Source organism: Rhodococcus sp. ZPP, from assembly GCF_017656075.1.
Lineage (GTDB): Bacteria > Actinomycetota > Actinomycetes > Mycobacteriales > Mycobacteriaceae > Rhodococcus_F > Rhodococcus_F oxybenzonivorans.
In genome coordinates this window covers 4,524,455-4,536,163 of record NZ_CP058638.1, presented here as the reverse complement: position 1 = coordinate 4,536,163, position 11,709 = coordinate 4,524,455, and the positions used below count along the sequence as shown (strand labels likewise).

Below are 11,709 nucleotides of genomic sequence, written 5' to 3'. Positions count from 1 at the left end.
TTGCGATCATCACCATTGCCGGTTGCCAGGTATCTGCGGCGCGGCCGGTCGGTGGATGACGGGTAGACCGACTTTCATCGCCGGAGCGTTGCCGATGGCGTCTCGCCGAACTTCTCTCGGTACTGCACGGAGAAGCGGCCGAGATGCAGGAATCCGCACCTGCCCGCCGCATCGGAGACCGTCGTGGTCGACGGATCGGCCTCGAGCAGCAGGGCGTGAACAGCTTTCATGCGGACTTCCCGGAGATATCCCATCGGCGTGGTGCCGTAGTACTTCTTGAAACCGTCTTGCAGCGCCCGAACGCTGATGCCCGTAGCCGATGCGACATCTTCGACCGTGAGCAGCTCGTCCGCGTGGTGTTCGAGTATTTCGACCGCACGGCGAATCGTTCGAGGCGCCGCCGGCGCTGGCCGCTGCAATGCCTCTGTGTAGTTGTTGGGTTGCGCCACAATAAGTTGACTGAGCAGAAGCCGTTCGAACTCTTTCATGACGGTCGGCTCGTTCGGGAGGGTGCCACCATTTTCCATTTCGCCCCGCAGGAGCTCGAGCACGCCGCGCCACGAGCGAATTCCCGGTTGCTCCAGCTCCATTCGAACGTCGAACCGCAGTGGATCGCGGAGTGAGGCACCGAGCGCCTCTTGCACTTGCCGCTCCAGACTCTGGCGATCGATCCGAACGATCAGCTGCCGGTTCCCCTTGTGCCATTCCATAGTCGTCGCCCCTCCCGGCTGGAGGATCGACGCAACAGCTGGTGTCGACTCGAATGTTTCTGTTCCCCAGTGTATTTCCGCCACTCCCGAGAGGGGAATCTGAACGAGATAGAAGTCGTCGAGATCGCTCGGGCGAATCCGCATGCCGGTGCCGTAGTCGAGGTAGTGCAGGCCTATGGTCCCGGCGGTGGCCGAATGGAACCTGACGGACGCTGCACCGTCGCCGCCTGTGGGTTCGAGCGTATGACGACAGAAGGCCGAACCGACCACCGATCGAACCTGGTCCAGATCGACGGTGTGGACCTGCTCGAATTGGGCAATGGGCAGTGCGGCCTTGTCCGCAGTCACTGTCGGGTCCATCGCCATCATAGCCTTCCACTGTGCTCGAAATAGCGGCGCCGGAACGATCGTCACCATCTCTACCTACTGATCGTACCCCGCGATTTCGCCTTCACCCCAGGGTCCGATCAGGGCACCTTCCGGCTCGGCGAGCGGTCCGCCCTCTCCGTTGAAGGTGACCGGCTGCTGCGGTGCGGTGTTGACGTTGAGGGAGAAGATGTCGAAGCGATTGTAGTGACCGATGATGTCGTGCATCTGCTTCGGCGCGATGCAGCGAGCCAGGTCGATCTCGCCGTAGACGATTCCTTCCTTGTCCACCAGGGGTTCGGAGACGGGGCGCCCGTCGGGTCCGAAGATCCCGGACAAGGCGCTGCGCTCGCGCCGCAGCATCTGCGCTGCTTCCTCGTCGTCCCCGGCGACGATGTCGATGATCTCCTCGGAGACGGTCGAGCAGGAGACAACCGAGAACAGTTTGCCCTCGAAGGCGTGTGCGGCGGTACGAATGGCGATGGCGTCGGCCATGTCGTAGTCCTTCGGCGCCACCGGCAGCGAGATGTAGTTGGCGACATGTACGAGCTCTCCCTGCGCCAGGAGTGCGAAGCGGGCGAGGGTGTTCGTGTTCTCCCCGCACGCCAGGACGCCGAGTGGACCGACCTCGGTGTTGTGCACGCGCAGGGTGGATCCGTCGCCGTTGGTCCAGGTAAGCTTCTCCGCCCATGTCGGGACCAGTTTCCGGTGTACTGCGATCAGGGAGCCGTCCGGCCCGATCGTGAGGACACTGTTGTACAGCACTCCCAGGCTGTGGCGGCCGCGTTCGTTGACACCGATCACGACTGTGGTCTTGGTGGCGGCCGCCGCGGCACGGAGGGTGTCGAGATGCCGGCCGGGTATGTCGATCGCGGCGCGGTAGAGCCGTTCGAACCACTCCCCTCCCTTGACCGGGTTCATCGTCCAGTTCCAGTACGGATAGCCGGGGACGAACACCTCGGGGAAGGCGATCAGCGTGGCACCGGCCGCGGCGGCCTCGTGGATGAGCCCGACCGCCTTCTCCACGGTGGCGTCGGGGTCGAGGTACACCGGAGACGCCTGCACGGCTGCAGCGGTGAAACGGGGGAAGGTGTCCATCAGCGTGCCGCCTCGGTCATGGTGCCCGCGCCTGGGCGCCAGCGTTGGTGGATGTTGGGCTCCGCCTCCCCGAACAGGGCCAGCTGGGGCCGCGCCCGTCCGGCTGTCGGCGGCCTCGCCGATCCGGCCGCGTAGAGAGCCGGCCATTGGCCACCGGCGCCGCGGTAGCCGATCTCGGCGGCGGCGTGCAAGGTCCAGGAGGGGTTGTGCAGGTGCGCGCGGCCGATCCCGATGAGGTCGGCGCGACCGGCCAGCAGGATCGAGTTGGCGTCGTCGTCGGAGGAAATGGAGCCGACCGCGATCGTGCAGATACCGACGTCGGCGCGGATGCGCTCGGCGAAGGGGGTCTGGTAGCCGCGCCCGTACTCGGGGCGCTCCTCGGCCACGACCTCGCCGCTGGAGACGTCGATGGCGTCGACACCGTGTTCGGCCAACGCCCGCGCGATGGCGACGGCGTCGTCGATGGTGGTGCCCCCTGGGTGCCAGTCGACGGCCGAGATCCGCACCAGCAGGGCCTTGCCCTTGGGCCAGGCTGCCCGGACCGCGTCGATGACCTGCAGCGGGAAGCGGAGGCGGTTCCGCAGGCTTCCGCCGAAGTCGTCGGTGCGCTGGTTCGTCAGCGGCGACAAGAAGGTCGAGAGGAGGAACCCGTGCCCGGCTTGGATCTCGAGGACATCGAATCCGGCCGTGTCGGCGGCCCGGGCGGCCCGGGCGAAGTCCTCGACAATGCCGTTCAGCTCGGAAAGGTCGAGTTCGCGGGGCGCGGGGAGGTCACCGAAAGCGATCGCGGACGGCCCGACGGTCTCCCAGCCCTTGTCGCCGAGGGAGGTACCGAGGGTGCCGGCGGTGGGAACGGTGGTCGCACCCTTGCGTCCGGAATGGTTGAGCTGGACGCCGATGGCCGCGGTGGTGTTGTTGTGAACCAGATTCGTGATCCGACGGTAGGCGAAGACTTGTTCGGGGGCGTACAGGCCAGCACACGCGGGGGTGACGCGTCCGGCAGCGCTGACGGCCGTCATGCCGGTCATCACCAGACCGGCGCCGCCGAGTGCCGCGCCGGCCAGGCGTGCGAGTTCCGGGTCGCCGACTATCCCATCCGTGGCGGAGTAGGTGGCCACGGGTGCGGCGACGATGCGGTTCTTCAGCCGGGTGTTCGCGATGCGGTAGGGCTCGAACATCGGACGGGGCGGCTGTTCGGTGGAGTCCGGCGACTGGGTCCAGTGGTACCAGTCGTTGAGGGTGTCGATGTATTCCGGATCGCGATCGCGCAGGTTGTCGTAGGTGACGCGGCGGCTGCGGGTGAGGAGGTTGAAGCCGAACTGTGGAGGTGCCTGACCGACGGAGTGCTCGATCGACTCGAACCACTCCAGGCTTGCCTGCGCCGCGCGTTGCGTGGATTCGACGACGGGGCGCCGTTCCCGCTCGTAGCGGAGCAAGGCCTGTGCGACGTCCCGGTCGTCGACTGTCAGGCTCGCCGCCAGAGCGAGGGAATCCTCCATGGCGAGCTTGGTTCCCGAGCCGATGGAGAAGTGCGCGGTGTGCGCGGCGTCGCCGAGGAGGACTATGTTGCCGTCGCGCCACGACGTGTTGCGGACCGTCGTGAACTGGATCCAGCGAGAATTGTTGGTCAGCAGTTGATGACCCTCGAGGTGATCGCCGAGCAGGCTGGCGCACAGGTCGACGCTCTTCGTGTCGCTGTGTCCCAGGGCGAACTCTTGGGCGGCGAACGCGTCGAATCCCGCGTTACGCCAGCTCTTCTCGCTCATCTCGACGATGAAGGTGCTGCGCTCGCTGCTGAACGGATAGGCATGCACCTGTATCGGGCCGAATTCTGTTTCCGCGACGATGAAGGTGAACGCGTCGAAGATCTTGTCGGTGGCCAGCCACATGTAGCGGCAGTTCCGGACATCGAGGTCGGGGCCATATGCTTCGGGACTCGACTTACGAGTGAACGAGTTGACTCCGTCGGCGGCCACCACGAGATCATGAGTGCGGGCCAGATGTTCCGCGGCGGGAGCGATGGTGTCGTATCGCACGTCGATACCGAGTTGCGCGCACCGAGTCTGCAGAATGTTGAGCAGGGTCCGCCGCTCGATTGCCGCGAAGCCGTGCCCGCCGGATGTCAACACCTCACCGCGGTAGTGGATGTCGATGTCGGTCCAGCGGGCGAACTGTGCTTCCATGTCTGCGAAGATCTTCGGATCGGCCGCAGTGATCCCGTCGAGGGTTTCATCCGAGAACACAACGCCGAAGCCGAAGGTCGTGTCCGCGGCGTTACGTTCGAACACCGTAATCTCCCGTCGCGGGTCCAACTGCTTGGCCAGAGCGGCGAAGTACAAGCCGCCCGGACCGCCACCGATGACGGCGATCTTCAACGACGGCAGGCCGTCGTCGACTCGCGCCGAGCGCACTGTTGTTTCTTGACTGGTCACTTGGTCACCACTGCTTCCTGGGTACGAATCGGGTCGAATGCGTCGAGGACGGGTTGAGGCCACGGCGTCGACGTCGGCGACTCCGGGGTGGCGTGGGCGACGATGAGGGTTCCGTCGGCTGCCACGCCCTCTTTGCCGCGAACCTCGAAGGTGTACGCGAGAGAGGTGTTTCCCAACCGCGCCACCTCCAGGGTCACGGTCACGGTTTCGCCGAACCACAGCCGCGATCGGTAATTGATCTCGTGGCGTACCCGCGGGGTCTGCCCGAACAGCCATGCCAGGCCGTGCTCGCGAAGCAGCGCCGCCTCGGCGGCTTCCACGAATCGCACGATGCACGAATGATGTTGGTGGCCGGCAGCATCGGTGTCGTACCACTCCACCGTCCGCTCGATCGTCACTTTCGCCATCTGTCACTGACCACCTTTCATCGGAGTCGATGACCGAAGTTTATAGCGCTCTTGTGACGATCGTCAAGATAGGTGTATATTAGTAATTGCGACGGGCGGTGAATGCTTGCGCAGCACGATCGACATCCACTGAGAACAGGTCGGCCGCACGCGCCCAATGCCATACACATGCGTTGCCGACGAAAGGGAGGAACACACATGTCACTCAGTGACGACGTTCTCGGTCGGGCTCGGGTCAAGGACACCGCAGCCTTGGAAGCGTTCTATGACGAACTCGGCAAGCGCGACACGGTGGCGCTATGGACCGTGGCAAACAAGATCGAGCCGTGGTTCCCGCAGCCGGCATCGGTGCCCATCCTCTGGCGCTACGAGGACATCCGCCCATTCGTCATCGACTCGCTCGCGCTGGTCAAACCGGAAGACGCCGGGCGACGGGTGGTGGCCCTGGTAAACCCCGAACGCAAGGACGTCACCGCCGCGGTCGGGTTGCTGTACACCGGCTTGCAGGGAATGGGCCCCGGCGAGTCGATGACCGCACATCGCCACATGGCGGCCGCCCTGCGCTTCGTCGTCGAAGGACAGGGCGCCTGGACGGTGGTGGACGGACAGAAACTGAAGGTCGGCCCCCGTGACTTCGCCATCACCCCCAGCTTCACCTGGCACGAGCACGGCAACGAGGACTCCGACGAGCCGGTCATCTGGCAGGACGGACTCGACATCCCCCTGGTCAATGCCCTCGACGCCGGGTTCTATGAGGTCCACCCGAATCACTACCAAGAGCGGGGCGCGGTGGTCAACTCCTCGCTGCTCACCTACGGCGCCGGCCAATTGCGTCCCGTGGGCTTCGAGGAGGGTTGGACCAAGCCCTACTCGCCGCTGTTCGCCTACCCGTGGGAACCCACCTACGCCGCCCTGCAGAACGCCGCGAAAGCGTCGGAGGGGTCACCCTACGACGGCATACTGCTCGAATACTCGAACCCGCGGACCGGCGGGTCGGTGATGCCGACGCTGAGCGCCCACATCCAATTGCTGCGAGCCGACCAGCACACCCGCGCCCACCGGCACACCGGATCGGTCGTCTACAACGTGGCCAAAGGCGAAGGCTACTCGGTCATCGCGGGCCGACGATTCGACTGGAAGCAGGGCGACATCTTCGTCGTGCCCTCCTGGGCGTGGCACGAGCATGCCAACCTCAGCGCCAGCGAGGACGCGGTCCTGTTCTCCTTCAACGACTTCCCCGTCATGCGTTCGCTCTCCTTCTGGCGCGAGGAGGCGTACCTGGAGAACGACGGTCACCAGCCGATTCAGTAACTCGCCTCGTACACCACCATCACCAACCCTCAGAACAAGGACCGTTCATGATTCTTCTGACCTTCTCCACCCGTGACAACACCCCCCGGCTCGGCGTCCAGCGCGACGACACGGTCATCGACGTCACCGCCCTGGCACGGAGCACCGGCGCCGAGGTGCCGGCCGATCTGTCGACCCTGATCCACCAGGGCAGTGCGGGTCTCGCCGCGCTGACCGCGCTGGTGGCCGGTGACCAAACCCAGCAGTTCAGCCTCCCGATCGCCGACGTCACCGTGCACGCCCCGATGCGCCCGGGCAAGATCATCGGTGTCGGCCTCAACTACACCGAACACGTCGCCGAGTCGGCTCGGACCCTCGACACCGACAAGGATCTGCCCCAGCGCCCGGTGTTGTTCAGCAAGCCCGCCACCGCCGTCGTCGGCCCCGGCGAGCCGATCCGCCACAACGCGAATCTCACCAACCAGCTCGACTGGGAATGCGAGGTGGCCGTCGTCATCGGCCGCACCGCGAAGAACGTGTCGGCAGCCGACGCACTCGACTACGTCTTCGGTTACACCATCATCAACGACATCAGCGCCCGGGACCAGCGTCGCGGCGGACAGTGGTTCTTCTCCAAGGGCCAGGATTCGTACGCGCCGCTCGGACCGGTCATTCGCACCGCGGACGACGTCGCCGACCCGCACGCCCTGGACCTGTCCCTGCGTGTGAACGGCGAAGTCAAGCAGAAGTCGAACAGCCGCTACATGCTCTTCACGATCCCCGAGCTGATCGAGGACATCACCTCCGGGATGACCCTCGAGCCCGGAGACGTCATCGCCACCGGCTCCCCCGCCGGCGTCGGCGCCAGCTTCGTGCCCCAGCAGTTCCTCACCCCGGGCGACGTGGTCGAGTGCACCGTCGAATCGATCGGAACGCTGAGTAACCCGGTCATCGACGCTCGCTGATACCTGTCCGATCAGAAAAGGAAGCCCGATGAGCAACCGCCCGTACCGTATCGGCCAGATCGTGCCGAGCTCCAACGTGACGATGGAAACGGAAATACCCGCCCTCTTCCGGGCGCGGGAAACCGTCGCCCCCGAGCGATTCACCTTCCACTCGAGCCGCATGCGGATGAAGGAGGTGACCAAGGAGGAACTCGAAGCGATGGACGCCGACTCGACTCGATGCGCCGCCGAACTCTCCGACGCACGAGTCGACGTCCTCGGCTACGCCTGCCTGGTGGCCATCATGAGCATGGGCAAGGGCTACCACTGCGTCTCCGAACAGAAGCTGGCCCAGATCACCCTCGACAACGGCGCCCCCGCGCCCGTGGTCACCAGCGCCGGCGCGCTGGTCTCCGCACTCGAGGTGCTGGGAGCGAAGAAGATCGCGTTGGTGGCGCCGTACATGAAGCCGCTCACCCAGCTCGTGGTCGAGTACATCCAGGATCAGGGCATCGACGTCGGTGACTACCGGGCGCTGGAGATTCCCAACAATCTCGATGTGGCCGCGCATGATCCGCGCAACCTCGTGCAGATCGCGAAGCAACTCGACTACCAGGACGCCGACGTCATCGTGCTCTCGGCCTGCGTCCAGATGCCGTCACTGCAATCGATCGAGATCGTGGAAAACGAACTCGGCAAACCGGTCATCTCGGCCGCCGTCTCCACCGCGCACCAACTGATGCGGGCACTCGATCTGCCTGCCATCGCCCCCGGCGCCGGGGCTCTGCTGTCCGGAGACTATGCCCACGCTCCCTACATCCCGAGTCTGCCGATCGCCGTGAAGTGATCCTTCCGGCCCTGGCTCGAAGTGACGTGTGGGCCCCGGCGCGATCCGCCGTGGCCCACACGGACCTTGGACCGCACCCGCGCTGGTGTGATACTGGGTCAGAGGTGGTGAGATGGCTGACCCCGATCCCTTCGCGACACAAGCCGACGCCCCCCACGCGATAGCCGGCGAACTGATCCTGGACGGCTTCGATGACCCCGTGGAGATCGGGCGTGGCGGGTTCGGTGTCGTCTACCGGTGCATGGAAACTGCCCTCGATCGGACGGTCGCAATCAAGGTGCTCTCCGGTGTGGATGACGAAAACCGGAATCGCTTCCTCCGCGAGCAACAGGCCATGGGCCGCCTGTCGGGCCATCCGAACATCGTGACCATCTACCACGCCGGGAGCACGCCGGGGGGACAGCCGTACATCGTGATGGAGTACCACCGCCACGGCTCGCTGGAAGCGATCATTCGTCGCGACGGACCGCTCAGCTGGGAGAAGGCCTTCGATCTGGGCATCAAGATCTCCCGTGCCTTGGGCAGAGCGCATCAGGCGGGGATCCTGCATCGAGATGTCAAACCCTCGAATATCTTGCTCACCGACTACGGCGAACCGCAGCTCACGGACTTCGGCATCGCCCGCATCCACGGTGGTTTCGAGACCGGGACCGGTGTCGTGCTGGGTTCGCCGGCCTTCACCGCACCGGAAGTGTTCACTGGACGGGCACCGACGGTGCAGTCCGATCTCTACAGCCTGGCCGCGACTCTTTTCTGCCTCATCACCGGCCACGCCGCCTTCCAGCGCCGCGACGGTGAACAACTGGTCGCGCAATTTCTTCGAGTAGCCACCGAACCGGTGCCCGATCTCCGCCAGGCCGGAATCCCGGCGCAGGTGTGCCGTGTCATCGAGCGCGCCATGTCGGAAGACCCGACGCGCCGCCAGGTATCCGCGGACATCCTCGAGCAGGACCTCCGTACAGCCCTACGACGCACCCGCGCCACATCCCCCGATCTTCCACCCTCGGCGGACGCGGACGTCACGCAGCGCGGGCACCCGGACCTGATCGAGGGTCCTGAAGATCATGCCGGGCCACCGTCGGTGACCCCGCCACGGTTGTCGACGAAGTACCGGCCACGTACCCAGCCCCGTGCCCCGGTGCAGCGGCGCCGCCTGATCGAGGCTCTGCACGCCGGCGGGGATCGGCGGCTCGCGCTGATTCATGCGCCGGCAGGATTCGGCAAGAGCACCCTCGCCGCCCAGTGGCGCGACTTGTTGACCGATTCCGGGGCACCCGTCGCCTGGCTCAGTGTCGACCACGACGACAACAATGTCGTCTGGTTCCTGGCGCACCTCCTCGAAGCGATTGCGTTGGTGAGGCCCGCACTCGCCTGCGACCTCCCGCAGGTGCTGCAAGAGGAGGGTGAGCAAGCAACCAGATACGTCCTGTCCACACTCGTCGACGAGATTCATGACACGGGCGAGGTGGTCACGGTCGTCATCGACGACTGGCACCGGGTTTCCGATGTGGCGACCGTCTCGGCGATGGCGGCTCTCCTCGACAGCGACTGCCACCACCTGCGCTTCATCGTCACGAGCCGAACGCAAGCCGGGCTTCCGCTGAGCCGGTTGCGGGTACGCGACGAATTGGTCGAAATCGATTCGACCGCTTTACGTTTCGACCTTCCCGAAGCGCAGTCGTTCCTGTCCGACCAAGGAGGGCTGACCCTCACCGCCGACGACATGGCCAATCTTCGCGAGACGACGGACGGATGGGTTGCCGCCCTGCAACTGGCCTCCCTCTCACTACGCGGGCACACCGATCCGGCCACACTGATCGGGCAACTCTCCGGGCGGCACCACGCGATCGGCGAGTACCTCGCCGAGAACGTCTTGACCTCGCTCGAACCCGAGCTTCTCCACTTTCTGCTCGCAACATCGGTGACCGAACGCATCAGCGGCGGACTCGCGTCGGCGCTGACAGGTAGCAGTTCCGCCCAGGCTCGCCTCGAGGAAATCGAGAACCGGGACCTGTTCCTGCGAAGACTCGACGAGGACGGCGAGTGGTTCCGCTACCACCACTTGTTCGCGGAGTTCTTGCGTCGCCGGCTCGAGCGAGACCAACCGGATATGGTCGGCGAACTCCACCTTCGTGCCTCCCACTGGTTCGGTGAGCACCACCTGCTCAGTGAGGCCGTCGATCACGCCCTGGAATCGGGTAATCCCGACCTGGCGGTGCAGTGGGTCGAACGCGAGGGAATGCGGTTGCTCGAACAGTCCCAGATGGCGACGCTCATCGGTTTGATCGACAAGCTCCCACCCCAACAGGTATTCGCACGCCCGGTGTTACAGATCGCGTTGGCCTGGTCGCACGTACTGCTGCATCATCCGGCGCCCTCGGCGCTCCGGGCACTGGACCGCGCGGAAGCATCGCTGACCCTGCACGCTCGCGAAGACGAGGATCAGACCGCCCTGTTGATCGAGGCTTCGTTGGTGAGAGGCGTCGTCGAGTTGTTCGCCGATCATTCCGTCACGCTCGGTGAGCGGATCTCGGACTGCCTCGAACGTCCCGAGACCGTACGGCCGTTCGTGGTGTCGGGGGCAGCGAACGTCGCGTCGTTCGAGGCGATCTACCGGTTCGACTTCGACGCCGCCCGCCGCTGGCAGGAGTGGGCGACTCCCTACAACCAGCAAACGTCGGGACCCTTCAGCGTCCTCTACGGATACTGCTTCGCGGGGATCGCCGCACATGAGCAGCTCGACACAATCGCTGCCGAAAAATACTTCCGGATAGCGCTACGGCTGGCGAAGCAGTCCGGCGGCGGGCAATCGTACGCAACCCGCGTGGCCGGCGCGATCTTGGGAGACTTGCTGTACGAGCAGGGCCATGTACCCGAGGCCGAAGTCCTTCTCGACGCCAGCCATACCCTCCGGTCCGAGGGCGGCATCGTCGATTTCATGCTCGCGACGTACGGCACCGGGTCTCGTATCAAGGCGCTACGCGGAGATCTGGGCGCCGCGTACCAACTTCTCGACGAAGGGGCCGAGATCGCCGCGATGCTGACGCTGCCGCGCCTGACCGCCCGCATCCGGAACGAGCGAATACGGTTGGCGCTGGCCGATCCTTCGATTCTCGACGAGCATCCGCGGTGGGCGCAGACAGTTCCCCGCGACAGCGGCGACCCCGCCTCACACACAAACGGGATCGACCTGATCACGCAAGAGCTGCATGAAGACTCCGACATTCGGCTCCTGCTCCACGCTGCCTCGCCGACGAATCAGGAAGCAACGGCGACCGCGTGCCGTCGGTCGCAGGCGATGCTCGAGCGTATCTCCCGGCAGTCGCGGCCGAAAGCGCTCCTGAGGGCCCGCCTCCTGCACTGCACGTGTTTGTTCGCGGCCGGACGTACGTCGGAGGCGAAGGAGTGCGTGATACCGGCTCTGGCCCTGTGTGCCGACCGCGAACTCCCCCGCGTCGTGCTCGACGCAGGCCCAGCTGTGGCCGAGGTGGTGGCCTCACTCGAGTCCGATCTACAGCTCGGCAGGTGGCAGCCACAATGGGAACGAGTCCCGAGCTCATTTCTCACTCGGATGACAGAGGACTTCGGGTCCAGCAGCCCCCGCGCGTAGGGCCG

General features: G+C 65.3%; 8 protein-coding genes. 4 read left to right on the top strand and 4 right to left on the bottom strand.

Going from position 1 to position 11,709, the window contains the following annotated elements:
* Positions 1–74: 74 nt before the first annotated feature.
* From HYG77_RS21185 to HYG77_RS21170, 4 genes are all read right to left on the bottom strand, one after another.
* A complete protein-coding gene (locus tag HYG77_RS21185) occupies positions 75–1,058 on the bottom strand; it encodes an AraC family transcriptional regulator (protein ID WP_244372996.1) in 984 nt (327 codons plus the stop codon).
* 75 nt (positions 1,059–1,133) lie between these two features.
* Positions 1,134–2,174 carry a carbon-nitrogen hydrolase family protein gene (locus HYG77_RS21180; protein WP_208960489.1) on the bottom strand — a complete coding sequence of 347 codons (1,041 nt, stop codon included), beginning with the start codon at positions 2,172–2,174 and terminating at the stop codon, positions 1,134–1,136.
* Complete coding sequence (locus HYG77_RS21175; RefSeq protein WP_244372994.1) at positions 2,174–4,606, bottom strand: FAD-dependent monooxygenase; 2,433 nt, start codon at positions 4,604–4,606, stop codon at positions 2,174–2,176. The genes HYG77_RS21180 and HYG77_RS21175 overlap by 1 nt, the downstream gene beginning before the upstream one ends.
* Positions 4,603–5,013: a thioesterase family protein gene (locus tag HYG77_RS21170; protein ID WP_159924277.1), complete on the bottom strand. Its 411-nt coding sequence runs from the start codon at positions 5,011–5,013 to the stop codon at positions 4,603–4,605. The genes HYG77_RS21175 and HYG77_RS21170 overlap by 4 nt, the downstream gene beginning before the upstream one ends.
* Positions 5,014–5,211: 198 nt before the next feature.
* Between HYG77_RS21170 and HYG77_RS21165 the strand changes: the two genes are divergently transcribed.
* The 4 genes from HYG77_RS21165 to HYG77_RS21150 all read left to right on the top strand — a co-directional run bounded on the left by HYG77_RS21165 (position 5,212) and on the right by HYG77_RS21150 (position 11,704).
* Positions 5,212–6,324: a cupin domain-containing protein gene (locus tag HYG77_RS21165; protein WP_208960488.1), complete on the top strand. Its 1,113-nt coding sequence runs from the start codon at positions 5,212–5,214 to the stop codon at positions 6,322–6,324.
* Between the two features lie 47 nt (positions 6,325–6,371).
* Positions 6,372–7,268 (top strand): fumarylacetoacetate hydrolase family protein, encoded by an 897-nt coding sequence (locus HYG77_RS21160; RefSeq protein WP_208960487.1) that lies wholly within the window; start codon positions 6,372–6,374, stop codon positions 7,266–7,268.
* Between the two features lie 28 nt (positions 7,269–7,296).
* The gene (locus HYG77_RS21155; RefSeq protein ID WP_280123272.1) at positions 7,297–8,094 is read left to right on the top strand and encodes an Asp/Glu racemase; all 798 of its coding nucleotides are present in this window, start codon (positions 7,297–7,299) and stop codon (positions 8,092–8,094) included.
* Positions 8,095–8,206: 112 nt separating this feature from the next.
* Positions 8,207–11,704 (top strand): serine/threonine-protein kinase, encoded by a 3,498-nt coding sequence (locus HYG77_RS21150; RefSeq protein WP_208960486.1) that lies wholly within the window; start codon positions 8,207–8,209, stop codon positions 11,702–11,704.
* Positions 11,705–11,709 lie beyond the last annotated feature (5 nt).